Origin of the sequence: Streptomyces sp. NBC_00016 (assembly GCF_045040885.1) — a bacterium.
Classification (GTDB): Bacteria; Actinomycetota; Actinomycetes; order Streptomycetales; family Streptomycetaceae; genus Streptomyces; species Streptomyces coriariae.
On sequence record NZ_CP108304.1, the window covers coordinates 2970408 to 2995791 of the forward strand.

A 25384-nucleotide genomic window follows, 5' to 3' on the forward strand; every position below is an offset into this window, starting at 1 on the left:
GGTCAGTCGGTTGACGACGCCTCGTCGCGCCGCTCGTCACGGCGTGAACGCGTCTTGCCAGAACCCTGGTTACCTGTCTGGCCACGCACACTGCCGGTACCGCCGGGCGAATGTCCGCTGTTCCTGCTGCCTTTGCCGGAGCGGCGCGACGCCTGGCCCGCACCTGCCGCCGAACCGGGGGCCCCGATCACTCCACGCTGGCCGGGCTTCTCCGCCATGGCGCGTGAGGCAGGTGTGCCTTCGCCGCCGATGACCGTGCCGCGCGGCAGCCTGGGGCCGTTGGTGCCAGGGGCGGCCCCGGTGACGGGCTTACCGCCGACAACGCCATTGGCACGCCCGGCGCCTGTACGCGCAGTGTTCGCGGCGCCCGTGCCGGAGACCGGACCCCGGGGGACACCACCGGCCTGCTTGGCTGCTGTTCCTCCGGCTTTCGCTGTCCCACCGACGACGCCGCGCCCCAGAGGGCCGACCGCACGGCTTCCTGCCTGGCCCGGTCCGGCGGTACGTCCCATCGAGCCCATGGGGCCCGTCCCCGTACGCCCCGTGGGGGTGCGGCCCGTCACGCCGCCGACTCGCCCCTGGGCCGAGTTCGGCGTCTTGGCTCCAGGCATGCCTCCGAACCCGGACGTGCGCCCGGCCGGCCCCCTCAAGGCAGGGGGCACCCCGACGGTAGGGAAGGAAGGAGCCGTACTCACCGGGTTGGCGTTGGGGCCTGTCGCCGAAGGCGATGTGACGGTCTGCGGCGTCACGGTTTGCTGCGGCGGCAGCGTGCCGACGCTGTCGATCTCCGTGCCGACGTGTTGTTCCGGCAACATGACCGAGTCGACCACAGTTTGGTGGGACGACTGTTGGTCTGAACGCGCCCGAACCACTTCCGTCTCGGCCGAGCTTCGGTGCGTGCCCACAGAACCTTGCTGGGCTGAGAGCGAACCCTGGTCGTCTCTCGGCTCGATGGGGTCACGAAGCGATGGATCCGGCTCCGGCACCCCCACCGCAGGCATCTGAGGAAAAACCGGCTCCTCTGCCAGTTCCATCATCCCGCTCGACACCGTGTAGAACGACGCCAGCCGGTACATCTGGTTGATGGCTTCCTGGCGGTCCTTCTCGGCCTTGACCGCTGCCGTGTACTCCTCGTTGCCTTCGACCCGTTGGGGTGTCGGGATGTCGTCGACCTTCTTGGGGTCGATGCGGCTGTCACGCGGCGGCATCGACTTGCGAACGGAGGCGAGGCCGGAGCTTGCTGCCAGGACCTGGGTGCCGACCTCGTCGGTGTAGGTGGCGAGCGCGAGGGCGGTGGTGGTGAGGTTCATGCCCCAGGTGTAGAAGGCGGTGTGGGCCTCGCCCTCCCAGTCGACGTTGCCCAGGTTGCGGCTGAGTTCGTTGGCGGCGTCGTTGATGGCGTCCCGGGCGTCGACGAGGGCCGTGGCGGCGCTCTCAAGGGTCTCAGGGTTCGCCGACTCGACGATGTCGATCATGGCGTTGAGGTCGTAGCCCTCGAAGCTGGTCCTGCCGAAGCCGCCAGGGCTGCTGAGGGACCCGGGGCTGATGACCACGGCTTTGTTCACCGCGTCGTCCACGCCGCTGTTCTGCTGAACGGCTTCCTGGCGTTCCGACTGGTAGTGGTCCGACTTCTTCTTGTGGTCGGCCATCAGTACCCCGCGTCGGTGTGGTCGGCGTCGTTGGTCCGCTCGGTCTGCTTGTTGAGCGTCTCTTCCCGGTCGCGGTTGACCTCGGTCCGGATCTCGTGGAACCGGTACCGAAGGTCCTCTTCGAGGTTGTCGAAGGTGACGTCCACGCCGTGCACGGCGATCTGCATGGCCTCCAACTGGAGCCCGAGGGACTTGGAGAGGGTCGTGATGCGTTCATGGACGCGCTCGTACTGGAGGTGGAGATCCTTTGCCTCCGGGAACTGCCCCGCTCCGAACGTGGCCTCCGACAGGCTGTGCCCGCCGACCTTCGCCGAGCCGCCGGCCGACTTCTCGAAGGCCGTGAGCAGGTCGTCCACCCGCTTTTTGAACGTCGAGAGCGCCATATATCCGCGCCGTACGTCGGTGGGGCCCCCGCCCATGTCCGCAGGAATCACGCCAACCACTCTCCCCGTTTCCCGCCGCCCGTCCCGGACGGAACCGCCCACGCCTTTCAAGTGTTCATGACCGCAACGCAACCACTGTAATGACTCCCTCTGACAGCCCCAACTGCCTTATGCAACAACCCTGCCACCGCTGGAGCACAAGCAGCCCATTCCTCACGTTCGGGCCGTTTTCTCCTGCATCCAGCGTCGCGCGCCGACTTCGCTCGGGTACTCGCGAACCGTGAGCCAGGCGGTCAGCCAGCCGACGAGGTACGCCGCGAAGGCCGGCAGGACGGGGGCCGCGAGGAGGGCCAGACCGCGGCCTGCGGCGGCCCGGCCCGGAGCGCGGCTGTTGTGGTCGCGTTTGGCCTGGCGGGTCTGCTCGGGAGTGGGCGGGTTCAGCAGGCCTTCGTGATGGCCCCGGCGTTGCCTGACCCAGCCCAGGACGAGGGCCGCGCAGGACACGGCGACCTGGACGCCGTCGCAGATCGTGCGCACGGTGGGGGGCATCTCGCTGCGGAACCCCTCGTAGAGGCTGACGGCCATGAAGCTGACCGCGGCCATCACGAGGATCAGGAAGACGGTCGTGCGGGCGCGGCACAGCCAGTAGAGCGGGCCGCGCCGGTACCAGGTTCTGCCCAGCTTGGGCAGCGCGGGGATCTGGACGGTCATCGCCTCGGCGGGCTCAGAAGATGCTGGTGACGCCATGCCAGATGTCCTTCGCCATGCGTACGCCGTCGTCCTTGGTCTCCGTCAGGACGTGGCCCGTGCCGGTGAGTACTCCGCCGACCACCCCGTGGTCGTGGATGTCCTCGCTCCAGTGCTCGTGGAAGGAGTGGTCGAGGAGGCTGGTCGCGCCCACCGCGGCCACGACCCCCACGCCGGCCAACGCGGCCGCGCCCTCCACGGGCAGGGCCGCCACCACCCCCGCGCCGACGGCCACGCCGCCGAGCGCGGCACCGCCGTCGACGACCACCGAGTGCTGCCAGGACCAGCCCTTGTCGTGGTCGTCCTTCGCCTCCACCAGCCCGCAGGCCGCGGCCGCCGCGACGTCCAGCACCGGGATCTCCCTGAGGAACTCCGGGAGCCTGCCCACGCCTTCGCCCAGGCGCAGTGCGTCCGCCGCGTCGGCCAGTTTGACGTTGAGGACCCGGTCGTAGGGCAGGGCGGTACTGCCGTGGTCGGCTCGGGCGATGGCGTCCTCGAGGGAGTCCACCTGCACCGCCGCGTCGCGATAGGCGCCCTTGGCGGGGAGGTCGTCGGGCAGTGCGCGGCCCGCCTTCTGGAACGCCTTGCGCTCGGCGCGCAGTTCCTTCTTGGCGGCGCGCTCCTCGGCCTTCGCGCCGTCGATCAGCGTGCGGGCCTCCTTGCCGCCGGCCCGGGCGTCCTCGGCGTCGTAGGCGTACAGGCCTCGCAGGGCGTCGGCGAGGGTGATCTTGTCGCCGGTCGAGACCGGTGCCGTCACCTGCGCGTACAAGCCCCGCAGTCCGTCAGCGGCGACCAGCCGGGCGTGCTGGGCGGTGTGCAGGATCTCGTCGCGCACCGTGCCGTACTCGCCGAGCGCGGCGATCGTCTTCCGGTCGTCGGCGCTGGGCGGGTCGGCGGTGAGGATGTCCAGCGGGACGCCCTTGTCCCCCATCGGCACGCCTTTGCCCGCGGCGACGTGCTCGGCGTTCTGGAGCGCCGTCTCGCAGGCGGAGAGCGCGCCGACGAGCGTGTCGAGGATGTCGCCCGCGCTGTGCACGAGGCTCGCGAAGGCGCCTGCGGCGAGCGCGTCCTCGCTCCAGGTGGCGCGGAAGGTCTCGGCCGCCTCGCCCTTCCAGCTCGTGTCGCCGACCAGCCGTTCGACGGCCCGGCCGAGCGGGTGGACGACGTCCTCCAGCTTGCGCTTGGCGTTCTTGTACGTGTCGGCCATCGTGCGCAGTCCGCCGATGTCGCCGCCGACCCAGCTGTCGGCCATCAGCCGTCACCCGCCATCAGGTCCTCGAACAGTCCGTGTACGTCAATGTCGTGCCGTCGGAAGGAGTCGCGGGCGTACGTCACCTTGTCGCCGTGGTCGTCGAGCCGGTCGGCGAAGCCGATGTGCAGGGCGACGATGAGGTCGGCGACCTCCTTGACGGCGTGGTCGAGCCCCGCGTCACCGCCCTCGACGACGGGCGGGGCCACGTCTGCGTGCAGCTTGCGGTAGTTGACGGCCTCGTCGTGGAAGGTCCTGGACATGGAGGTGAGGTCGCTCAGCACCGCTTTGAAGTCCACCGTCATCGGCGCGCCTCCCGCGCGAAGGCGGCCAGGTCGGCCGGCTGCCAGTTGTGCCGCCCGGGCGCGATCCACGGGTCGACGTGGACCGTGACGCCCAGCTCCCCCACGCCCTCGGCCAGCGGCCCGAGCGAGGTCGCGACCCATGGCTGCGCCTCACCCAGGGCGGCCACGAGTCCGTCCAGGGTGGTGAAGGCGAGGGCCACGGTTCCGTCGGTGGGGTGCTCGAAGAGTTCGTAGGTGATGAAGGGGATCAGGGCGGGTGCGCCGGTCGGGTCCGTGGTCGGCGTGTGGCGGGGGTGGGCCGGGACGAACACCGTTGCGTGGTACGCGGGTACGCCGGGTCTGGGGCCGGACGGCGCGGGCGGCGCGGAGGGCGCGGACGACTCCACCTCGACGGCCGTGTCGGCTTCGACGTACTCCAGGATGCGTGACCTGCGGGGCTCCTGTGCCGACGGAGGCGCCGGAGCCGAGGCGGCGCCTACGGGCGGTTCCGTCTCGCCACAGTCGACACAGTCGACGCAATCGGCATGGTCGGCATAGTCGAGAAGGCGCGAACGGTTCGGTATGCCCACCGCCGTCTCCTGTTCCCCGTGGACCCGCGGATGATGTGGCGGCACCACCGTAGCCAGCGAACTTTCGGGCAAGTCCGGCTATTTCAGGTGGACGGGGCAGCGGTATGCGGAACCCATACGGGTGTTTGGCCGGGGTACGGTCAGCGCTTGACCGGCGGATGACCAGGCGGTGGCGTTCCGGGCCCTGGTTCGCGGTGCGGGGAGGTGAGCCGCTCGGCGGCCACCGCAAGCCAGCCACTGGGTGCGTACGGCGCCGGCGGGTCGACCTCCATACCCAACTCGGCGACGGCCACGGCGTAGTCGGACTCGTCCAGGGAGAGTGCGAGCAGCTCGCGCAGCTCGCCGACCAGGCGGGCCACGAGGTGCCGGTCGGTCGTGGTGCGGTAGTCGTCGACGGCCGCGTCGTGGTCGTCGAACTCGTCCGGCATGTCCTGGGAGAACCAGCCGCCGAGGAACTGACCCAGTTCGGGGAAGCGGGCGTGCCACTCCCAGTGAGTGGCCGGAACGGCCAGGGGCGGGACCTCGCCCTGCTCGATGCTGTGCTTGATGTGATCGGCCAAGCGGTACAGCCACTGCTGGATCTCACCCTCGGGAAGACCGACGTCCGGGATGGCGTAGAACTCGCCCAGGCGGAGCCGGAGTCGGCCGGGCGGGCTGTCGGCGTACTCCCGCAGCTGCCGCTCGGCGACGGCGAGCGCCCAGGGGCGGGTGTGCCAGGTCTGCCGCAGGTAGGCGGTCAGGGCTCGGCTCGGCTTGTCGGGGGTGTCATCCGCCGGCTGGCCTGCGTGGGCGCGGATCACCTGGTCCAGCTCGCCGTAGCGGCGGTCGTGTTCGAGGGGGGTCAAGGACACGGTGGGCAGCCTCTGGGTTCTCTACAGATAGACCGGGAAGGTGGCGTGCACGGCGAACCCGTGCGCGGCGGACGGCTCGCGGCGCAGGACGACCCGAGCGGCCCGTACATCGACGGCGTCGCGCCCCGCCAGCATCATCGCCTGCAGCAGGACCCGCCCGACGGGCTCCTCACGGGACGGCCACGGCGCCTCGATCACCAGCCGCTGCCGGGTGGACTGTGCCAGCCAGCGGTGGACGACCTGTTCGTTGCGGGTGACCACGTGCTGGGTCGCCCACTGGGCGGTGTCACGGTCGGGGTAGGCGGCAGTGCGGGTGCGCAACGGACTCCTTGTGGGGCGATGGGGCGGCGAGCTGCGGCCAAGTCGCTTCGGGTCGAAAGATTCGACCATACCGACCTCCGTTCTGGAGGCGAGACACCTGCCCGGATACCAGTCGCGCGGGCTTGGACTGAGGACCAACGGCCGATCCAGGCTCCGTTCGTAGGCTCACCACGCGTGGAAGGACCAGACCATCCCGACCTCCGAGTCGGAGACGAGGAACAGGCCCAGGTCCCAGACGTGTTGGGAAATGGTGTTGCAGCCGGAAATTCGCTTGTAATAGTCCTGGTTTTCACTGTCACGGCCTGTGTTGGCAAAGAATAGGGAACCTTTCGGGAAACGTGACAGGATGACCTCTGCCTTCGCCTCCAGCCCGACCCTGCGTCCCTCGAAGTCCTGCTCCTTCTCGATATTGAGCCAGGACGTGGAAAGAGTTACGAGGAACTTTTTGGCCGAGGCGCGCGGAATCTCATGCAAACGGTCACTGAGAGCATCCGCTTTCACGGGCTCAGTCGGCAGTTCGACGAAGGGGTAGTACGGGTCATCGACCCTTTCGAGCTCGCCCGCGAGGGGGTCGTTCACACGCCAACCGCGGGCGTCCGGCGTGTCACCGCGCATCAGGGCGCTCACGTCGAACACCCAGTCCTCATGCTCCCTGCGCGTCACCTTGGCGATCGTGTACCGACGCGCGTACATATCGATCGCCTCGGCCCAGGCCCGCTCATCGGGTTCTACCATTCTCGTCACCTCAATCGTCATTATTCAGGCATCGACGTCAGGACGACGAACGGCGGGTCCAAGCTCGGGTCATATTTGAGAATCGTGAGGACACCGTGTGCGTCTTTCGGCGATGTCGGGTTGCCGCCCACCACTGGTGCCGTACGCCCCGTCACCACCGGAGTGACCGTACCTCCCTCAGTGACCGAGGGAACTGTGAAATCCTTCTTGAGAGGATTCGGCGGCGGATTCTCCAGCCACTTGTCGATGTTCGCCGAATTGCTCCGGATGTTGTACTGAGTGTATTCCTGAGCAGAGTCCAGGTCGGTGAAGGTCGACGCCGCCGGGAGCTGCTGCACTCCCCCTCCCGTCGCCTCGTCCCGCAACCGCTGCGTCAGCTGGGCATCTGTCAGGCCGACGTGCTTGTCGATGCTGTGCCCACCGCTCAGCTCCTCCTCCGTGGCCAGGTCGATGGAGTACTTGTAGGGAATCTGGCTCTCCGTGCGCTGCCAGCTGTGTTCCTTCTTGAAGTCGTTCAGGGTGCGCGCGCCGTACGCCTCGGCGCGCGCCGCCTCCGCACGGAACGTCGGCACGCTGAGCAGCGCCTCGTTCAGTTCGGGCTCCAAGGCCTTCAGCTTGGTCGCGGCGTCGCTGAAGGCCTGGTGATACTCCTCGACCGCCCTGTCGGCCGCCCCCTTGTCCATGTGCGAGCGGAACGTCAGCACGATCTCGCCGAACGCCATGGTCGCCGCGAGCCGGGTCAGCTCGAACAGGTCGAGGCCGGTGGTCAGGTCCTTGACCGTCGCCTTCGCGGCCTCCTTGCCGAGCCGGGTGGTCGTCTCCGCGGTCTTGAGACGGACGGCGGCCAGATGGTCGAGGGTCTCCTGCACGGTGGTCGCGGTCTGGCGAAGAATCTCGATGACGGGTCGCTGTTTCGCCGGCACCACGTTGCGGTTGGTCTTCCAACTGCGGCCCATGGAGACCCTGTTCATCTGGGCGTCGTAGGTCCTGCCCCACTCGGTGGTGCCCCAGATGGTCTGGCAGAACGCCTTCATCGCGCCCTGCCACTCGTCGTTGCCCTTGTTGTTGGTGATGAACTTGATGGCGCCGTTGAAGTTGTCCGACGCCGCCTTCGCGTCCTTCTCGACCGCGCGCCAGGCCGTGGCCATGCCCTTGAGCTCCTCGTCCCTGGCTCCCGGGGTGATCTCGTGCATCTTGCCGAGGTTGAGGCCGTGCTCGATCGCGGGCCGGATGACGTCGGCGAGGAAGTCGGGGACCTCGCCCAGGATGCCGGAGATATCCCAGGAGTCCGCGTCCTCACCGGTGCCGGACCACTTGATGTCGTTGACCGGGCCGTATCCCGGCTCCTTCTCGATGACGACGGGCGGCGGTTTCTCGACGGGCGGCGGACCGTACATCCTGCGGGCGTACCAGTCGGCCTGGGTGTACTTGTTGGCCGTGTCCGTCAGGCCGACGGCCACACCGCCCACGCCGACCACGCTCTTCGCCCAGACCTCCAGGAACTTCTCGTTCACCGACCTGTACGCCGCCGCGAAGGAGTCCGCGCCCCAGCCGGTTCCGGCCGACTGGCTGTACTGGTTCAGCACATCGACGAGGGCCCTGGCGCCCTTGTCGTAGTCGAACTGCCCGTCACGCACCACCAGCGCGGTGTAGTGCACGTGCTGCGGTTGTACGTCGAATCCGCCGCCGCTCGTCCTGGGCGAACGGGTACGGGCGTCCGACCGCTCCTGTGCACGCTCCTCGTCCGTGGGCCGCCCATCGGCCATCAGGCACCGCCCCAGCCTCGCAGCACCGCGAGGTGCGCGGCCGCATAGTTGGTGTGGCCGGTGGTCACGTACTCGTGCAACCACTTCTGGGCCGCTTGCAGATCCTGGGCGGAGCGGTCCCACTCGTCGAGTTTGTCGACGAAGACCTCACGGGTCTCGCCCCGCCAGGACAGCACGACGGGCACGACCCGGTCATAGAGGTCGTCCAGTTTGCCGTTGAGCTTCTTGAGGATGTCCTCCAGGTCGGCGGCCAACGCCTCGAGCGTGGCGAAGGAAACGGATATGGGCTCGTCGTCAGGTGCGGTGCCGGTCGACATGATTCCCCCGTGTTCGTCTCGGCGACTGCGGTTCGGAAAAGGGCTACAGGTCGTCGAGGCTGCTGCGCGGCACCGGCGCGGTCACGTCGGTGTTCGGCGTCGACAGTCTCGCCACCTCGCTCCCGACGTCGACCTGGATCCGCCGCATCCGGGCGAGCACCTCGAGGTCGTCCTGGGAGAAGCCGTCACGGCTCAGCCTCACCGCCTCCTCCAGCAGCTTCATCACTTCACGGATGCGTACGGCGTCCTCGGCGGCAGCCCGGTGGAAGTCGCGGTACGCCGACGCCGCCGGGCCACGCCAGCCCGCCTCGATGCTGTCGACGACCGAGTCCATGCGCTGTACCTGCTTGTCCAGGTGGTCCTGCATGTCATCGAGGTCGTCGGCGAGTTTGGTGAGGTCCTGCGCGGACACCTTCAGCTCAGGGCCGCTTCCCTGCCCCGAGCCTGCTCCGGGCACGCCCATGCCGCATCCCTCCCCCGTCGCGTCGGCATCACAAGTCCCTTGCGATTGCGATGATCCTACAAATCGTTGGCCACTGCACGCCCCAACTCGCCGCGAAGCGCAGCGAGATGGCCGCTGCCCTCTAGCGCGCCCCCGCGACCCTCCGCGCCCGTCTCCGAGCGTCGCGGATCGCCACCGCTGTGCCGCCGAGGCCCGCTGCCAGGACCGCCGCCGCGACGACGACGTAGGTGGCGAGGCGGGTGTTGCGCTCGTCGGGGGTCTCGCCCGTGTGGAACTTCGCGGGGCTCGGGGCCTCGGCGGCGCCCAGGCCGTTGCGGGGGGTCGGGGACTCGATGGGGCGGTCGTCCTCCGTCAGGGCGCGTACCGGGTCGACGACACCCCAGCCGACGAGTCGGTCGTGGCCCGCGATGGTGCGTTCCGCGGTCTGCTCGATCTGGGCGACGATCTCGCGTGCCGTCCAGTCCGGGTGCCTCGCCTTGAGCAGCGCCGCCACGCCCGCCACGTACGGCGCCGAGAAGCTCGTACCGTTGTCGGAGCAGTGACCGCCCTGGGGGACCGTGGAGACGATGTCGACGCCGGGGGCGGCCACGCCCACGAAGTCGCCGGACTGGGAGAAGGAGGCGCGTTCGTTGTTGCGGTCCGAGGCGGCGACCGCGAGGACGCCCTCGTAGGACGCCGGGTAGGTCTCCTTGACGTTGCCGCCCAGGCCGTCGTTGCCCGCCGACGCCACGACCACGACGTTCCGGTCCAGGGCCTCGTCGACGGCCAGCTCCAGGTCGGAGGTCGGCCGGACCGCGTTGGACGTGTCCTGGGAGATGTTGATGACCCCGGCCCCCGCCTGCACGGCGTAGCGGATCGCCGCTGCCAGGGACTCGGTGTCGCCGTGGCCCTCGGCGTCGTTCTGCTGGATCGGGATGACGGTCGCCTCGGGGGCCAGCCCCACGAAGCCGGTGCCGTCGAGGGGGCGGGCCGCGATGATGCCGGCGATCTTGGTGCCGTGGCCGACGGTGTCCGTGGTGCCGTTCTCGGCGCCCCGCTCGATCGGGTCGCCGTCGTCGTCCTTGAGGTTCTTCGGGAGGAGGTTGCGGCCGGCCTTCGTGTCCACCGCCTCGGTGAGCTGCGGGTTCTTCACGTCCACGCCCGTGTCGATGACGGCGACGCGGACCCCCTTGCCCTTGGAGCGGCTCCACAGTTCGTCCAGGAGGACCCGCTGGAGGGCCCAGGGGCGGCCCGGGTACTCGCCGTTGGGGAACGTGCACTGGTCCGAGTAGGGCAGCTTGTCCGCCGCCGACGCGGGGGGCGCGAGGACCGTGGCCGTGGCCGCGGTGAGGAGGGTCGCGGTCAGTACCAGAGCGGTGCGCAGGAACGGAGCCGTGCGCGGCACCGGGGCCGTCCGCCGTACCAGGGCCGGCCGCGGCGCTGTCGCCGGCCGAGGTGTCGTCGCCGTCCGCTGCACCGTCGTCCTCCTCCTCACGAGCCCTGCGGCTGGCGGGCCGCCGCCGTCGACAGGCGGGGGCCGGTGGGCAGGAACTCCGACCAGGCGGCCGGGATCGGCGCCGGGTCGACGTCCTTGTAGCCCAGCAGGGTCTGGGCCTGCTGCGCCTCCTGTTGCTGCTGTGCGCGCTGCTCGGCGGTGGTGCCGATGCCCGCGTCGTCCGTCGCGCTGTCGCCGTTGGACTGGAGGACGTAGCGCAGGCCCGTGTCGGTGACGAGGAAGACCGGGCCGTCCTTGGTCGCCTCACCCTGGAACTGGCGGTAGAGCTGGCCGGAGCCCGGCGTCACGTAGGCGCTGGAGGAGCCGGTGGGCAGCTTGGCCGGGAAGTCCGTGCCGGCCCAGGTGCTGAGGGTCGTGGCGCCCGAGCCGGAGTTGACGCCGCGCAGGACGTTGCAGATCGTGCTGCGGCTCCCGGCGGCCCCCGACGCCTCGTTGACCGGCTCCGGGTCACCGCTGGGCCAGCGGTGCTCGGTGCCGAACGCCTCGCCCGGCACGATCGCGCCGGGGCTCAGCTCGCGGGCGTGCCCGGCCTGACCGAGGGGCGCCAGCTCCTTGCTGAACAGCAGCAGTTGGGCGACGAAGGCGGACACGGGAGCGACGCGGCCGCTCAACACCACGTAGTACTGCTCGGTGTTGTTGTCGAACGCCTTGAGCACCATGCCGACCCGGTCCGCCGACGTGTCGAGCTGGCCCGGTGCGCCGGCCGCCTCGCCCGGCTGTCCGGGGACGCCGGGGAAGGCGATCGGATCGCCCTGGTGCAGGGTCGCCAGCCACTCCGCCGACACCCGCTGGGGCTCCCGGCCGGAACCGACCACCGCCCGCAGCAGCAACTCGTCGCCCTTGCCCACCGGGTACGCCGTGCCGCCGCCGTCGACGACGTAGCGCCTGCCGTCCGGGTCCGCCACATAGAGCAGTTGGCCGTCGTGCAGACGCCCCGCGCCCTCGGTCGCGTCCTTCTCGCGGGCGGCGAGGACCAGCGCCGCCTTCTGGACGGAGTCCCCGCCCCCCGCGCTCGGCCGCTCGCAGACCACCCACCGCTTCGCCTTGCCCGCCTCGGACGCCGAGGGCAACCGGTCGGGGGCGTACGGGATGCCGACGGTGACGCCGTGCGGGATCCTGCCGCTGTCGAGGACGGACTCCGAGACGGTCACCACCTGGCCCTGCCCCTCGTCGAGGAGCAGCTTCGCGGAGGCCATGTTGAGGACCGGGTGCAGCTGGACCTCGTCGCCGGTCCGCAGCACCACGTAGCGGGTGGTCGACTTGCTCGCGACGATCACCTTGGCGTTGGGCGTGTCCCAGCCCTTCGGCGCGGTCGGCCTGAACATGCCCCACGCCCCGAAGACGGCCATGACGAGCACCCCGACGACGATTCCGGGCAGGATCGAGCGCAACGGCCGCGGTGCCCCCTCCTCCGAGCCGTCGGGCGACGACTGGAGGAAGGCCGCGAGCATGCGGCGCTTCGCGAAGGTGTAGGCGTTGAGCTGGTCCCGCCGAGATGCCATCTGTGCCCGTCTCTCCCCGATTTCCGGCCGATCCGCGTGGTCCGCAGCGCGGTTGACCGGCTCCCCGTCTCCGATGTCAGAGCGGCCACCTACTATGCCCGGTAACCATGGGGACTTGAGGAGCGGGTAGGGTTCCCGGGCCGTCGAGTGCCCTGTGCGGTGCTGGAACACGGGCGGTTCGTGGAGCGGAACGGGGGGACGGAGTGAGGGTTTCGGGAACGGGCGAGCGCTCCGTCGGCCGGTCGCGGACGCGGGGTTCCGCGTCGACCGGTCCGCGCCCGCCCGAGCGGCCCGACGGGTCGTCGGCACCGGGCACACCGCACCTCAGGACGCGCGCGGGGCAGGGCGGGGCATTCCGCCTGCAACGCCTCGTCCTGCTGGAGATCGCGGCCGCCGTGCTGCTCATCGGCTGGGTGAGCGGTCCCGTGGTGCTGGTGGCCGCGGTGGTCGTCGCCGCCCTCCTGGTGACCCTCGCCTTCGTTCGCCGTCGCGGCCGCTCGCTTCCGCAGTGGCTGGCCACGGCACGGGAGCTGAAGTCCCGTCGCCGGCTGGCGGCGAGGCTGGAGATACCGCCCGGGACGGAACCGGGGTTCGGGCCCGCCGTGGAATGCGATCCCGGGCTGCGGACGTACGCGTACGGCGGCCGTGACCGGCGGCCCGTGGGGATCGTCGGGGACGGCACGTTCGTCACCGCCGTTCTTCAGGTGGAGGCGGACACGACCGCGCTGCGGGCCGAGCGCGGCCGGCAGCCACTGCCGCTCGCCCTGGTACGGGACGCCCTCGAAGTGGACGGGATCCGGCTGGAGTCCGCGCAGATCGTGCTGCACACCCAGCCCGCGCCCGCTCTGCACCTGCCCCCGCAGTCCGTGGCCGTGGCCAACTACGCGCCCCTGCAGGAGCAGACCGGGGCACCGGCGGTACGCATCACCTGGATCGCCCTGAAGCTGGATCCGGAGCTGTGTCCGGAGGCCGTGGCGGTCCGCGGCGGCGGTGCGCTCGGGGCGCAGAAATGCGTCGTACGGGCGGTGGACCACCTCGCGAGCCGGCTGACCGGCGCCGGATTCCGGGCGACCGTCCTCGACGAGGAGGAGCTGACGTCCGCCTTCGCCACGTCGGCCTGCGCCAACCCGCTGGTCACGGCGGAGGCCGGGCGGACCGGGACGCTGGAGCGGCGGACCGAGGAGACCGGCCGGAGCTGGCGCTGCGACAACCGCCGTCACACCACGTACTGGTTGCGCCGGTGGCCCGCGCTGGGCGGCGACGGCCCGTCGCTCCCGCAGTTCGTCGCCCTGGTCACGGCCGTTCCCGCGCTCGCCACCACGTTCAGCGTCACCCTCGCGCGCGGTGACCGGCAGGAGGTGTCCCTGTCCGGGCACATCCGGGTGACGGGGCGCAGCGACGACGAACTCGTGGCGGCCCGGCGGGCGGTGCAGGGCGCGGCCCGGCACACCGGCGCCGGACTCGCCCGTCTCGACCGGGAGCAGGTGCCCGGCATGCTCGCGACGCTGCCGCTCGGAGGTGCTCGATGACGGCGACGACGACACGCGGAGCCTCCGCTTCCGGCGAACCGGAGCCGTCCGCCGGCCGGTCCGGACGCCGCTCGCCGCGCAGCGGCTTCGGCCTGAGAGGGCCGCGGCACGGACGGCACTCGGTGTCCGCGGACCAACTGGCCGCGCTCGCGCTGCCCATCGGGGACGACGGTGTCGTCATCGGCGTCGGCGCCGAGGGGCGGCCGGCCGTGCTGGGGATCAACCGGCCCACGCCGTACGACGTCGTCCTGATCGGCGGGCTGTGGACCGCGCAGGTCCTCGCCCTGAGGACGGCCGCAACCGGGGCCCGGGTGGCCGTGGAGACAGGGCGGCCGCAGGCCTGGGTGCAGATGGTGCACGCGATGGGCGGCGGGCAGAACGGACTTGCCGTGTACGAGGTCGGCCGGGTGCCTCCGCAGGGCGCTTCGGCGGGCACGCCGGTGCTGGTGGTGCGGGACTGCGGGATGCGCCCGCCGCGCGGCCGGGTCACCTCCGGGCCCTGGCAGTCCGTGCTGACGCTGCTGCCGTATCTCAGTCCGGTCGCCCCGCGGCTGGTCCGGCAGGCCCGGCTCGTCGGTGTACAGCGGATCTCGCCGGACGAGGCCGCGGAACTGGGCCGCGCGTTGTCGCTGCCCCGCGGGGACGTGGAGGCACTGCCCACGCTCGCCGACGGGTTCACCCTGTGGTGCGCCGACCGCGACCGGCAGTACGTGATGACGCAACCCACGGATGCGGAGATCGGGCTGCTGGGCACACCGAGACGGATGGACTGACACGGCGGCTCCTCCCCCCATCTCCTTTCACCTCATCTCCTTTCACCTCACCTCCTTTCGTCTCACCTCACCTCATCCCCTTTCACCTCCCTTCACCTGTGCGGCACTTCAGCTGCTATGACCGTTTTGCCGAGTGGCCTTAAGTGCGTTTGCGGCCTCTTCGGGAGGTGCGTGACGTGGTGGACTGGTGCTGAGGGGTGGGCGGGCCTGCCGAGGTGGGCCGTCTGATGATTAGGCTGGTACGGGGCGCGATGCCGGAAACCATGGGGTGGACGTCGGCGTCTCCCGGGGGAAAGCCGCATCGGACGACGTCAGACGGCCTCGAACCACTCAAGGACGACAGAAGCGAACGGTCGCCCCGGCACGGCATGAGGGTGCTCGACCAACCAGGAGGAATTGTGAGCAGCGATCGGGACGGGATCCGCGGGGGCTGGGCCACACCCGGCGATGACCAGCCCGACGCGGAGTCCGCCGTCGAGGCGACGGGCGAGTTCACCATCGACTACGCGCCGCCGGCTTGGTACACGCAGAACACGGGCGGCGGTCCGGCTCCGGCACCCGGCGCGGGACCCGGGGTGGCACCCGGCGCGCCCACCGGGCCGGGAGCGGGCGCGGAAGCCGGCGCGGGGGCGACGGGTACGCCCGCAGCGCCGTTCACTCCGCCTGCGCCGGACGCTCCGTTCACGCCACCTTCGCCCCCGGCGGCGCCCACGCCGGAAACCCCGTTCACCCCGGCTGCACCCGCGCCGGAGGCCCCGTTCATCCCGGCTGCGCCGCCGGCGGCGTCCACGCCTGAAGCTCCGTTCGCTCCGGCTGCGCCGCCCGTGCCGGACGGGGGCTTCCCCCTGGCCGCACCGGGAGCGCCGGTCACTCCGGTGGCTCCTCCGGCGCCGCCCGCTCCGCCCGTCCCGCCCGTTCCGGCGGCTCCCGCCGTGCCTCCCGGCGCGGGGCCGGTCGCCGTGCCGGGCCTTCCGGCGGGCAGCGGATTCGAGCCACAACCGCAGCCTCACCAGCAGCAGGCCGAGGCCCAGTGGGGAGCCACGGGAGCTTCGGCGGGTGACGAGGAGGGCGGTTCCGGAAACGGGGACCTGGAGAGCGGTGCGACCATGCGCTTCTCCGCTGCCGCCCTCAAGCGGGAGATCGCTGAGCACGCCGCTGCCGTACAGCCCGAGCCCGGGACGCCCGCAGAGCCGGAGGCCGAGGCCGCCGAATCCCCCTCGCCCGGCTCTGTGCCGCCCGAGGCCGCGGATCCGGCGGACGCATCCGCCGACGCGGGCGTATCGGACGGCAACGAGGCTACGGCCGCTGCCGCCGAGGCCGGCGCCGACGCCGACGCCAAGGCAGAGCTCCCGACCGACCGGACGGCCGACGAAAGCGGCACCGCACCGGACGGTGAAGGTGCCCCCGAGGCTCCCGCGAGCGGCGATGCGGCGATCCAGGACGCCGAGGACGTGACGGGCCCCGCACCCGAGGGCGCCGCCGTCGCCGAGAACGCGGCCCCGCAGAACGACTCCGTCGTCGGGGAGCCCTCGGACGCCGTCCCCGCCGTCCCCGCCGTCCCCGCCGAGCCCGCCGAGCCCGCCGAGCCCGCCGAGCCCGCCGAGCCGCAGGGCAGCGTGCCCCAGGACGCCGTTCCCCCGGCTCCCCCGGCGCAGCCCGCCTGGACTCCTCCGCCGGCCCCGCAGGGCGAGCTGCCTCCGCTGCCGCCGTCGTACCAGCCAGCGGCACCCGCACCGGCGGCCCAGTGGCCGGTCCAGCCGCAGCCCGCCGATGCCGCGGCGCACGCTCCCGCGCCCACGGCGCCCGTCCAACAGCCGCCCGTTCACCCACCCGTCCAGCCGCAGGCAGCTCCGCCCGCGCCGGTCGGCTGGAACCCGCCGGCCCCGGAGCCGACCCCGGCCGCACCCCAGCCGGGCTACGGCTTCCCGCAGCCCCCCGCTCCCGCTGCCGCGGCCCAGCAGCCTCCCGCCCCGCAGCCTGGCTACGGCTTCCCGCACCCCGGTGGCGCTCCGGCCTCCTCTGCACCGGAACCGGCCCCTGCGGCACCCCAACCGCCCGCCGACGCCCACGCACCCGCCGGCTACGGCTTCCCCCACCAGAACACCGGACCCGCAGCACCCACCCCCGCACCGCAACCCGCCCCTGCGGCACCCCAACCGCCCGCCGACGCCCACGCACCCGCCGGCTACGGCTTCCCCCACCAGAACACCGGACCCGCAGCACCCACCCCCGCACCGCAACCCGCCCCTGCGGCACCCCAACCGCCCGCCGGCTACGGCTTCCCTCAGCCGGCCGACGCATCAGCCGCCCCCGGTGGCTACGGCTTCCCTCAGCCCCCGGCACCGCAGCCGCAGCAGCCGCAGGCGCAGGCGCACCCCGGCTTCCCGCAGCAGGCGGACGGGCAGCCCCCGGCGGCCGCCTCCCAGGGATTCCCGCAGGGAGCCCCACAAGGCGCGCCTCAGGGCTTCCCCGGGCAGCCTCCCCAGCCTCAGCCGCTCCAGCCCCAGCCACCGCATGCCGCGCAGGCACCGCATGCCCCGCACGCGCCCGCTCCCGACGCCTCGCAGGGTCCGCAGCCGCCCCAGCAGCATCAGCCGCCCGTCGACCCCCGGGCCGGGGCCGCCTGGCCTCAGCCGATCCAGCACGACCAGCGGCAGCCGGTCAACCCCGGTGCGGCGCCGCTGGGTTACACGGCCGCCGTAGAGCTGTCCTCCGACCGGCTGCTCAACAACAAGAGGCAGAAGGCGAAGAGCGGGCGGCCCGCCGCCGCTCCTTCCCGCTTCAAGCTCGGTGGCAAGAAGGAGGAGGCCGAGCGGCAGCGCAAGCTGGAGCTGATCCGCACGCCGGTGCTGTCCTGCTACCGGATCGCCGTCATCAGCCTCAAGGGCGGCGTGGGCAAGACCACGACCACCACCGCGCTCGGCTCCACCCTCGCCACCGAACGCCAGGACAAGATCCTCGCGATCGACGCCAACCCGGACGCCGGCACGCTCGGCCGCCGGGTGCGGCGCGAGACCGGGGCGACGATCCGTGACCTCGTCCAGGCGATCCCGTACCTCAACTCGTACATGGACATCCGGCGGTTCACCTCCCAGGCGCCGTCCGGCCTGGAGATCATCGCCAACGACGTCGACCCGGCCGTGTCCACGACCTTCAACGACGAGGACTACCGGCGCGCGATCGACGTTCTCGGCAACCAGTACCCGATCATCCTCACCGACTCCGGTACCGGTCTGCTCTACAGCGCCATGCGCGGGGTCCTCGACCTCGCCGACCAGCTCATCATCATCTCCACACCGTCCGTGGACGGTGCGAGCAGCGCCAGCACGACGCTGGACTGGCTGTCCGCGCACGGATACGCCGAGCTCGTCTCGCGTTCCATCACCGTCATCTCCGGGGTGCGCGAGACCGGCAAGATGATCAAGGTCGACGACATCGTGTCGCACTTCGAGACCCGCTGCCGCGGTGTCGTCGTCGTGCCGTTCGACGAGCACCTGGCCGCGGGCGCCGAGGTCGACCTGGACATGATGCGGCCGAAGGTCCGGGAGGCGTACTTCAACCTCACGGCGATGGTCGCGGAGGACTTCATCCGCCACCAGCAGCGCCAGGGCCTGTGGACCAGCGACGGCAACCCGCCGCCGGTGGCCGCCCCGCCGATGCCGGGCCAGCAGACGCCGGGCCAGCCGGTGCCCGGGCAGCCGTATCCGCAGCAGCAGCCGGGACAGCCGTACCCGCAGGCGCCCCAACCCGGTCCCGGGCAGCCGTATCCCCCGCAGCAGGGTCAGCCCCAGGGCCAGCCGTATCCGCAGCCGCAACCCCAGCCGGGGCAGGATCCGTACGCCCAGCCGCAGCCGCCGCAGCAGCAGAACCCGGGGTATCCCCCGGCCGGCTACGGCTACCCGCAACACCCGCAGGCTCCCCAGGCCCCCCAGGCCCCTCAGCCCGGGCAGCCTCCGCAGCAGTGAGACAGTGAGAACGCCGAAGGGCGGCCGGTGTCCTGCGACACCGGCCGCCCTTCGGCGTTCGTCGGTCCTACCGGGGCGGGGCGGAGCGGCTAGCGCGCCGCCACCAGCTCCTTGCAGCGCTTCACGTCCTCGGCCATCTGCTCCAACAGCCCGTCCAGCGACTCGAACTTCGCCTGGCCGCGCACGAAGGCGAGGAAGTCGACGGCGACGTGCAGGCCGTAGAGGTCGAGGCCGACGCGGTCGATGGCGTACGCCTCGACCGTGCGCTCGGTGCCGTCGAACTGCGGGTTGGTGCCGACGGAGATCGCGGCCGGCATCGCCTCGCCGTTCGCGTGCAGCCAGCCCGCGTAGACGCCGTCCGCCGGGATCGCGGTGTGCGGCAGGGTCTCGACGTTGGCGGTCGGGAAGCCGAGTTCCCGTCCCCGCTGCGCCCCGCGCACCACGATCCCCTCCACCCGGTGCGGGCGGCCGAGGATCTCCCCGGCACCCGCGACATCGCCCTCGGCGACCAGCCGCCGGGTCAGCGTCGAGGAGAACGGCTGCCCGCCGCCCGCCTCACCGCACAGCACCAGGTCGACGACCTCGACGTCGAAGTCGTAGACCTTGCCCTGCTCGGTGAGGAACTCGACGTTGCCCGCCGCCTTGTGGCCGAAGCGGAAGTTGGGGCCCTCGACGACCGCCTTGGCGTGCAGCTTGTCGACCAGGACCTTGACCACGAAGTCCGCCGGGGACAGCTTCGAGAACTCCGTGGTGAAGGGGAGGATCAGCAACGCGTCCACACCCAGTTCGGCCATCAGCTCGGCGCGACGGTGGTGCGGGGCGAGCAGCGGCGGGTGGCTGCCGGGCCGGACGACCTCGCTGGGGTGCGGGTCGAAGGTGACGACGACGGCGGGAACGCCCAGTTCACGGGCCCGGTCCACGGCGTGCCGGATGATCAGCTGGTGTCCGCGGTGCACCCCGTCGTAGGACCCGATGGTGACGACGCTGCGTCCCCAGTCCTCGGGGATGTCCTCCAAGCCACGCCAGCGCTGCACTGTGACCGCTCCTCGAACCCGTGTCCGTATCTACCATTGCCTCTTACGCAGGACTAAGGGTGCCATGCCGGGTGCTCCCGGCCCGCATCGGCATGGAGGCTGTGACTCGACCCACGTGAGTCGGACCACAGGAGTCGGGACGGAAGTCGGGCCGCGGAAGCCGGGGCACAGAGGTCGGGCCCCCGGGCGGCGCGTCACGCGGGCACCCGGGCCCCCGCGAGGTTCTCGATCGTCCTGCGGGCGCTGGGTCCGACCACCACGGCCCACTCCCCCGGCGCGTCCGTGAGCCAGTCCACCACCCGCGCGGCGAAGCCCGGGACATGCCGGGCCAGCTCGACCAGACCGCGGTCGAAGCGGGTCGCGCCGTCGGGGGTGCGGACCAGGAGCAGGCCGGTGCGGTGGACGAGAGCCCGCAGGTCCTCGCCGTCGCGCCCGGCGGCCCCGTGCAGTACGGCGTCCAGGACCTCCGGGGAGCGTTCGTGGACGAGGAGGTGCTCCAGCAGTTCGTCACGCAGGGGGCGGGACTCCGGGACGCCCGGGGCGGCCAGTACTCCGGCCAGCGCGGCCCGCACCTGTTCGGGCCCGCCGCCGTCCAGCAGTCCCGTGACCAGCGGCAGGAGGACGGCCCGGGCGGCGGGGCCGTGGTCGAGGCGCCGGTCGACGTACGCGGCCACCTGCCCGGCGGCCTCCGGTCGGCGCTCCACCGCCTCCCGGACGAGGGCGGCGACCCGCCGGGCCAGGGCGGGCGTGGTGACGTCGGCGAGGGCGCGCAGGACGCCGCGGGTGTCCGCGCGGTCGGGCCCGCGCAGGCGGGACCGGAAGGCGTCCAGGACCGGCTCGGGGTGGGTGCCCAGGGCGGCGAGGAGCGCGCTCGGCGGCAGCTGCGGGTCCCCCGCCGTGAACCGCTCCAGCGCCTGCGGCAGGTAACGGGAGCGGGTCTCGGGGTCCCGGACGAGGAGCGCGAGCGCGCCACCGTGCAGGGCGTGGTCGGCGGGGCGCGCCAGCAGGACGAGGGCCGCGTAGCGCAGCAGCCGGTGGTCGGCCTCCGTCCGGATGTGCGGGGCGACGCGCAGTCCGTACGTCATCGCCGCGACCCGCCGGGGCGGCCGCTCGTCGTGCGACCAGCGGTCGACGGCCCGGCACAGCGCGGACGGCTCCTCCTCCGCCAGTACGGCGAGCAGCTCGTCGGCACGGGGGTGCGCGCAGTCGACGAGGGCCTCTGTGAGGTCGTCCAGCGCCCGGTGCCGGTGGGTGTGCAGCAGCGCCTGCGCCGCCGTCGCCACGGTGGCGTGCGGGGTCGCGGGCAGCGGCCGCTCGTCGTCGAACCAGTGGGTGAGGCACGGCTGTACGGCGGTGGGGTCGGCGGCGAGGAGCCGGGCGACGGCGTCGAGGTAGCGGGGCGCGTCCGCGTCGTGCGGGGCGCTGTCGGCGAGGACCAGACGGCGCAGCAGGTCGAGCCGGGCGTCGGCGGGGAGGGCGAGCCCGGTCCAGAACGCGGGGCCGAAGTCCACCAACCGGCCGTGCGTCTGGGCCCCCGCGCCGATCAGGTCCGCCAGCAGACGCAGGACGCCCGTGTACGGCGTCGCGTCCGGGACGCCCAGCAGGGTCTCGGTGAGCAGCCGGGCGGCCCACCACGACTCCGGATCGGCGTCCAGGGCGTGGACCAACTCCCGCAGCCGAAGCGCGAGTCGGTGCGGTCCCTGCTGGCGGGCGAGGAGCAGCAGGGCCTGGACGACGGGACCGACCCGGTGGTGCGGGACGGGCAGCGGATGCCCTCCGTCGGGCGCGCGCCGGCGGTGCACCAGGGCGCGCAGTGCCTCGTCCAGGTCGAGGTGGATGCCCTGGATCCAGTCGGCGAGTTCCTCGTGGGCGAAGCGGTACCCGCGGCCCGCGGGCACGAGGAGGCCCTCGGTGAGCACGGCGGACGCCCAGCCGGCACCGCCACCGAGGCGGGCCGGCGCCTGGCCCCAGGGGAACACCGCCTCGAACGACGCCCGGTCCAGTTCGCCCTGGCCGGGCCCGAGGCTGCGGCGGGCGGCCTCGTGCACCTGGCCGGAGACCTTCGCCGCGAGACGGCGTACGGCGGTGCCGCGCAGCCCGTTCTCGGCGGCGAGGCGCACCGCCACCCGCAGGCACATCAGGTCCAGGTACGCGGACAGGACGTCGTCGCGGTCGACGGGCGCCGGGGCCTGCGGACCGGGGAGCGCGGCACAGACCTCGGAGAGGAGGCGGAGGGTGAGGGGGTGCCGGTCGTCGGGGGCGGCGAGCGCTCCCTCGGGCAGGGCGTGGCGGACGCGGGCCTCGCGCGCCTCGTCGGCGGTGAGATCACCGAGGCGGACGCACGGCGGGAGCGGGTCCCCGGCCACCGTGGCCCCGTACAGCAGCTCCGGCGGGAACTCCGCGCCGGCCCGTTCCCAGTACTCCCCCCGGCACGCCACCACCAGCCGCGTGCCCGTCTCCCGCAACCATTCGGCCGTGCCCTCGGTCCACTCGGCGAGCCGGTGCGCGAGGACCGGGGGCATCTCCTCGGGTCCGTCGAGAAGCAGCAGCAGGGGGCGTCCGACGGCCCGGGCGAGGCCGGCGAGGCGCTCGGGCGTCACATCACCGGGGCCGCGGGGGCCGGCCGCCCCGGACAGCCCGGATGCCCCGGACACCCCGGCCGGAACGGCCCCCGGCCCCCGTCCCGGAACCTCTGCCGGGCCCGAGGACGAACCCGAACCCGAGCCCGAGGCCGCCACGATGCGTGCCGCGCGGTTCAGTGCGCGGCGGGCCGCGTCGGCGAGGGAGTCGTCCCCGGCCCGCAGGTCGGCGCCGCGCAGCCACAGGGTGGGGGCCGGCCGCGCACCCCGGTCGCGGCGCGCGGCGAGGGCGGCGAGTTCCGTCGTACGGCCGCTGCCCGGTGCGCCGACGAGGCCGAGGACGGCTGCCGGGCTCATTGCGAAGGCGGCGAACTCCCTTGCCGGGAAGGCGCGTTCGATCGGTTCCGCGGCGGCTGCGAGGGAGCCGGTCGCGGTGTGGCCGAAGTGGCCGGACAGCGCTCCGGGCGGGCCGTCCGAGCCGACCGACGTGGCGGTGAGTTCGAGGAGACCGGCCAGGTTGAGGTCGGCGCCGTAGGCGGGCACGGTGGCCGCGTTACGCGCGAGCAGCTCGGCCAGCGGACCGCCGGCCGCGATCCCCGCCCCGCCCCCGGCCGCCCACGCCCCTGCACCTGCACCCGTCCCCGCAGCACCGCCACCTCCACCGCGACCGCCACCACCGCGAGTGACACCCGCACCAGCACCCGCACCCGCACCCGCACCCGTGAACGTCACGTGGTCGCTCGGCGGCAGCCCGGCGGAGTTGTCGCCGGCCGGCGGGAGGTCGTCGATCGTCGGAATGGCGTCGGCCGTGGGCACCCGGGGTCGCAGCGGCACCGCGAAGCCGACATCGCGGTGGCCGGACTGGAGCGCGGTGCCGAGGACGGCGACGACCGCGCCGGTCTCCGCGTCGAGGACCGGTCCCCCGGCCGCGCCACCGCCGAGCCGCAGCGCGTCCCGGCCCGCCGTGCCGATCGCCAGCTCCAGAGCGTCGTCGAGGAGATGGAAGCGGTCCGTCGCCGTGTACGTCGCGGACGTCTCGGCCAGCACCCGCGCCTCGCGCCAGCAGCCGGCGGCCAGCCGGACGTACCGGCCGGTCTCGACGCCGTCCCGCACGGTCACCGGCAGCGGCACCCCGCCGAGGCCCTCGGTGCGGACGAGGGCCAGGTCGAGTTCCGGCAGCGGGGTGACCGCGTCGTCGGTCACGACGCAGCTGCGGTCGCCGGCGGCGTACAGGACGAGCCGGGACAGGCCGTCGACGGCCTCGTGACTGGTGACGACCGTGCCGTGGTGGTCGGCGACGAACCCGGTGCCGCGCGGCCGGCCGGCGAGGTCACGGATCCGGACGAGCGAGCCGTCGGCGCCGACGCCGGTGGCGAGGTCCGGGGTGACGTCCGCGCCCCGGGGATCCGGGGCGTCCGGAACGGCCATGGGATCCGGGGGGCCCGGGGGATCCGCCGGGCGGTTCCGGGTCGCGCCCCGCAGGGAGTCGTGCCGCGGTGTCCGCGGGCCTCGTCCCGCCATCGTCGTACCTCCCGCCGCGCCCGCGTGCCCTGGGTCCGACGGTAGGGGCGGGATGATCGGCGGGACAGATCACGGAGCGAACGCGCCCCCCTGCACTCCCCGGGTTCACTCCGAGCGCCTGCCCGGACGGGTGAATGAACGGGGGCCGCTGGATACACCCTAGGGGTGGGGGAACCGAGGGGGGACCGTGGAGCGGCGGCGCAGCACAACCCCGTGTTCGCCGCTCCACGGGCACCGGACGAGGCGCCTGAAGCCGCTCAGCCGAACACGGCCAGGCTCTTCGCCTTGCCCTTCTGCTCCTCGACCAGGGCCAGGAACCGGCCCTCGGGATCGAAGACGGCCACGGCGCCCGCGCCGACGTACGCGTCGGGCATCTCCAGGCGTACGCCGTTGGTGAGCAGCTGGGCCCGCTTGGCGTCCACGTTCCAGCGGGGGAACGCGGCGGTGGCCGCCTCGGCGATCGGCATCACGCCCAGCTCCTGCTGGAGCTGGTCGAGCGTCTTCGCCGAGTCCAGCTTGTAGGGGCCGACGCGGGTGCGGCGCAGGGCGGTGAGATGGCCGCCGACGCCGAGGTCGGCGCCCAGGTCGCGGGCGAGGGCCCGGATGTAGGTGCCGGAGGAGCAGACGACGGACACGACCAGGTCCAGGACCGGGGTGCCGTCCTCGGCGACCGCGTCACGGACGTCGTACACGGAGAAGGAGGAGACGGTGACCGGGCGGGCCGGGATCTCGAAGTCCTCGCCGTCGCGGGCCCGCTTGTAGGAGCGGACGCCGTTGATCTTGATGGCGCTGACCTTGGACGGCACCTGCATGATGTCGCCGCTCAGCTTGGCGACGCCCGCGTCGATCGCGTCCCGGGTGACCTTCGAGGCGTCCGTGGACCCCGTGATCTCGCCCTCCGCGTCGTCGGTCAGGGTCGTCTGGCCCAGCCGGACCGTGCCCAGGTACTCCTTCTCGGTGAGCGCCAGGTGCCCGAGGAGTTTCGTCGCCCTCTCGATGCCGAGGACGAGGACGCCCGTCGCCATCGGGTCGAGCGTGCCGGCGTGGCCCACGCGGCGGGTCTTGGCGATCCCGCGCATCTTGGCCACGACGTCGTGCGAAGTGAAGCCCGACGGCTTGTCGACGATGACAAGGCCGTCGGGCGGGGTCTGCTTGCCGTTCATCAGGCGGAGTCGTCCGTCTCGTCCTCGTCACCGGGCTTCTTGTACGGGTCGGCATCGCCAGCGTACCCGGCACCCGCGGACACCTCGCGGACCTTCTCGTCGGCGGCACGCGCCTTGTCGAGGAGGTCGTCGATGGTGCGGGCGTTGTCCGGCAGGGCGTCGGCGACGAAGGCCAGCGTCGGCGTGAACTTCACGCCCGCCGCACGGCCCACCTCGGAGCGCAGGACGCCCTTGGCGCTCTCCAGCCCGGCGGCCGCGGCCGCCCGCTCCTCGTCGTCCCCGTACACCGTGTAGAAGACCGTCGCCTCCCTGAGGTCACCCGTGACCCGGGTGTCCGTGATGGTGACGTGGGAGCCGAGCCGCGGGTCCTTGATCCCGCGCTGCAGCTTCTGGGCCACCACCTGCTGGATGAGGTCCGCCAGCCTCTTGGCACGCGCGTTGTCGGCCACTGGTCCGTCTCCCGTTCTT

At 72.4% G+C, this 25384-nt stretch carries 21 protein-coding genes and 1 pseudogene; 4 read left to right on the forward strand and 18 right to left on the reverse strand.

The window, feature by feature from the left end:
- Positions 1-2 precede the first annotated feature (2 nt).
- From OG933_RS12940 to eccB, 14 genes are all read right to left on the reverse strand, one after another.
- Positions 3-1649 carry a hypothetical protein gene (locus OG933_RS12940; RefSeq protein ID WP_405627152.1) on the reverse strand — a complete coding sequence of 549 codons (1647 nt, stop codon included), beginning with the start codon at positions 1647-1649 and terminating at the stop codon, positions 3-5.
- The gene (locus OG933_RS12945; RefSeq protein ID WP_405627154.1) at positions 1649-2032 is read right to left on the reverse strand and encodes a hypothetical protein; all 384 of its coding nucleotides are present in this window, start codon (positions 2030-2032) and stop codon (positions 1649-1651) included. Before OG933_RS12945 ends, OG933_RS12940 begins: the two co-directional genes overlap by 1 nt.
- Before the next feature lie 213 nt (positions 2033-2245).
- On the reverse strand, positions 2246-2779 hold the full coding sequence (locus OG933_RS12950) for a hypothetical protein (RefSeq protein WP_405627156.1): 534 nt from the start codon (positions 2777-2779) through the stop codon (positions 2246-2248).
- A complete protein-coding gene (locus tag OG933_RS12955) occupies positions 2757-4031 on the reverse strand; it encodes a WXG100 family type VII secretion target (RefSeq protein ID WP_405627158.1) in 1275 nt (424 codons plus the stop codon). The genes OG933_RS12950 and OG933_RS12955 overlap by 23 nt, the downstream gene beginning before the upstream one ends.
- On the reverse strand, positions 4031-4333 hold the full coding sequence (locus tag OG933_RS12960; RefSeq protein ID WP_171399844.1) for a DUF6317 family protein: 303 nt from the start codon (positions 4331-4333) through the stop codon (positions 4031-4033). Before OG933_RS12960 ends, OG933_RS12955 begins: the two co-directional genes overlap by 1 nt.
- Positions 4330-4902 carry an SAV_915 family protein gene (locus OG933_RS12965; RefSeq protein ID WP_405627160.1) on the reverse strand — a complete coding sequence of 191 codons (573 nt, stop codon included), beginning with the start codon at positions 4900-4902 and terminating at the stop codon, positions 4330-4332. Before OG933_RS12965 ends, OG933_RS12960 begins: the two co-directional genes overlap by 4 nt.
- 140 nt (positions 4903-5042) lie before the next feature.
- Entirely contained in the window at positions 5043-5753 is a 711-nt protein-coding gene (locus OG933_RS12970) for a contact-dependent growth inhibition system immunity protein (RefSeq protein ID WP_405627162.1), read from the reverse strand.
- A gap of 21 nt (positions 5754-5774) precedes the next feature.
- Positions 5775-6074: an RNase A-like domain-containing protein gene (locus tag OG933_RS12975; RefSeq protein WP_405627164.1), complete on the reverse strand. Its 300-nt coding sequence runs from the start codon at positions 6072-6074 to the stop codon at positions 5775-5777.
- A 165-nt stretch (positions 6075-6239) separates the two neighbouring features.
- A complete protein-coding gene (locus OG933_RS12980; protein WP_405627166.1) occupies positions 6240-6830 on the reverse strand; it encodes a hypothetical protein in 591 nt (196 codons plus the stop codon).
- Positions 6830-8575 carry an RNase A-like domain-containing protein gene (locus OG933_RS12985; RefSeq protein WP_405627168.1) on the reverse strand — a complete coding sequence of 582 codons (1746 nt, stop codon included), beginning with the start codon at positions 8573-8575 and terminating at the stop codon, positions 6830-6832. Before OG933_RS12985 ends, OG933_RS12980 begins: the two co-directional genes overlap by 1 nt.
- Positions 8575-8892, reverse strand: coding sequence for a WXG100 family type VII secretion target (locus OG933_RS12990; RefSeq protein WP_405627170.1), 318 nt, complete (start codon positions 8890-8892; stop codon positions 8575-8577). The genes OG933_RS12985 and OG933_RS12990 overlap by 1 nt, the downstream gene beginning before the upstream one ends.
- Before the next feature lie 43 nt (positions 8893-8935).
- Positions 8936-9355, reverse strand: a complete 420-nt coding sequence (locus OG933_RS12995) for a WXG100 family type VII secretion target (RefSeq protein ID WP_362527479.1) — start codon at positions 9353-9355, stop codon at positions 8936-8938.
- A gap of 121 nt (positions 9356-9476) precedes the next feature.
- Positions 9477-10739: a type VII secretion-associated serine protease mycosin gene (gene mycP / locus OG933_RS13000; protein ID WP_405627172.1), complete on the reverse strand. Its 1263-nt coding sequence runs from the start codon at positions 10737-10739 to the stop codon at positions 9477-9479.
- A gap of 86 nt (positions 10740-10825) precedes the next feature.
- A complete protein-coding gene (gene eccB / locus OG933_RS13005) occupies positions 10826-12352 on the reverse strand; it encodes a type VII secretion protein EccB (protein ID WP_405627174.1) in 1527 nt (508 codons plus the stop codon).
- A 203-nt stretch (positions 12353-12555) separates the two neighbouring features.
- Here eccB and eccE point away from each other — a divergent pair, with 203 nt between their 5' ends.
- From eccE to OG933_RS13025, 4 genes and pseudogenes are all read left to right on the forward strand, one after another.
- A complete protein-coding gene (gene eccE / locus OG933_RS13010) occupies positions 12556-13881 on the forward strand; it encodes a type VII secretion protein EccE (RefSeq protein WP_405627176.1) in 1326 nt (441 codons plus the stop codon).
- Positions 13878-14654 (forward strand): hypothetical protein, encoded by a 777-nt coding sequence (locus OG933_RS13015; RefSeq protein ID WP_362527488.1) that lies wholly within the window; start codon positions 13878-13880, stop codon positions 14652-14654. The genes eccE and OG933_RS13015 overlap by 4 nt, the downstream gene beginning before the upstream one ends.
- A gap of 368 nt (positions 14655-15022) precedes the next feature.
- Positions 15023-15181: pseudogene (locus OG933_RS13020) on the forward strand (SCO5717 family growth-regulating ATPase); the annotation flags it as partial.
- A gap of 579 nt (positions 15182-15760) precedes the next feature.
- On the forward strand, positions 15761-18619 hold the full coding sequence (locus tag OG933_RS13025) for a MinD/ParA family protein (RefSeq protein WP_405633367.1): 2859 nt from the start codon (positions 15761-15763) through the stop codon (positions 18617-18619).
- Between the two features lie 89 nt (positions 18620-18708).
- On the opposite strand, the gene OG933_RS13030 is transcribed toward OG933_RS13025, so the two are convergent.
- The 4 genes from OG933_RS13030 to rbfA form a co-directional block, all read right to left on the reverse strand.
- Positions 18709-19653 carry a bifunctional riboflavin kinase/FAD synthetase gene (locus OG933_RS13030; RefSeq protein WP_054239650.1) on the reverse strand — a complete coding sequence of 315 codons (945 nt, stop codon included), beginning with the start codon at positions 19651-19653 and terminating at the stop codon, positions 18709-18711.
- A 194-nt stretch (positions 19654-19847) separates the two neighbouring features.
- Positions 19848-23753, reverse strand: coding sequence for a trypsin-like peptidase domain-containing protein (locus OG933_RS13035; RefSeq protein WP_405627179.1), 3906 nt, complete (start codon positions 23751-23753; stop codon positions 19848-19850).
- Between the two features lie 257 nt (positions 23754-24010).
- Entirely contained in the window at positions 24011-24916 is a 906-nt protein-coding gene (truB, locus tag OG933_RS13040; protein ID WP_020128604.1) for a tRNA pseudouridine(55) synthase TruB, read from the reverse strand.
- Positions 24916-25365: a 30S ribosome-binding factor RbfA gene (gene rbfA / locus OG933_RS13045; RefSeq protein WP_054239652.1), complete on the reverse strand. Its 450-nt coding sequence runs from the start codon at positions 25363-25365 to the stop codon at positions 24916-24918. Before rbfA ends, truB begins: the two co-directional genes overlap by 1 nt.
- Positions 25366-25384: the final 19 nt, after the last annotated feature.

What these genes read in the sequence shown, in the direction of transcription:
- OG933_RS12940 (WP_405627152.1), bottom strand. Translation starts at nt 1,649, where the DNA reads ATGGCCGACCACAAGAAGAAGTCGGACCACTACCAGTCGGAACGCCAG.
- OG933_RS12945 (WP_405627154.1), bottom strand. Translation starts at nt 2,032, where the DNA reads ATGGCGCTCTCGACGTTCAAAAAGCGGGTGGACGACCTGCTCACGGCC.
- OG933_RS12950 (WP_405627156.1), bottom strand. Translation starts at nt 2,779, where the DNA reads ATGGCGTCACCAGCATCTTCTGAGCCCGCCGAGGCGATGACCGTCCAG.
- OG933_RS12955 (WP_405627158.1), bottom strand. Translation starts at nt 4,031, where the DNA reads ATGGCCGACAGCTGGGTCGGCGGCGACATCGGCGGACTGCGCACGATG.
- OG933_RS12960 (WP_171399844.1), bottom strand. Translation starts at nt 4,333, where the DNA reads ATGACGGTGGACTTCAAAGCGGTGCTGAGCGACCTCACCTCCATGTCC.
- OG933_RS12980 (WP_405627166.1), bottom strand. Translation starts at nt 6,830, where the DNA reads ATGACGATTGAGGTGACGAGAATGGTAGAACCCGATGAGCGGGCCTGG.
- OG933_RS12985 (WP_405627168.1), bottom strand. Translation starts at nt 8,575, where the DNA reads ATGGCCGATGGGCGGCCCACGGACGAGGAGCGTGCACAGGAGCGGTCG.
- OG933_RS12990 (WP_405627170.1), bottom strand. Translation starts at nt 8,892, where the DNA reads ATGTCGACCGGCACCGCACCTGACGACGAGCCCATATCCGTTTCCTTC.
- OG933_RS12995 (WP_362527479.1), bottom strand. Translation starts at nt 9,355, where the DNA reads ATGGGCGTGCCCGGAGCAGGCTCGGGGCAGGGAAGCGGCCCTGAGCTG.
- eccB (WP_405627174.1), bottom strand. Translation starts at nt 12,352, where the DNA reads ATGGCATCTCGGCGGGACCAGCTCAACGCCTACACCTTCGCGAAGCGC.
- OG933_RS13015 (WP_362527488.1), top strand. Translation starts at nt 13,878, where the DNA reads ATGACGGCGACGACGACACGCGGAGCCTCCGCTTCCGGCGAACCGGAG.
- OG933_RS13025 (WP_405633367.1), top strand. Translation starts at nt 15,761, where the DNA reads ATGCGCTTCTCCGCTGCCGCCCTCAAGCGGGAGATCGCTGAGCACGCC.
- OG933_RS13035 (WP_405627179.1), bottom strand. Translation starts at nt 23,753, where the DNA reads ATGGCGGGACGAGGCCCGCGGACACCGCGGCACGACTCCCTGCGGGGC.
- truB (WP_020128604.1), bottom strand. Translation starts at nt 24,916, where the DNA reads ATGAACGGCAAGCAGACCCCGCCCGACGGCCTTGTCATCGTCGACAAG.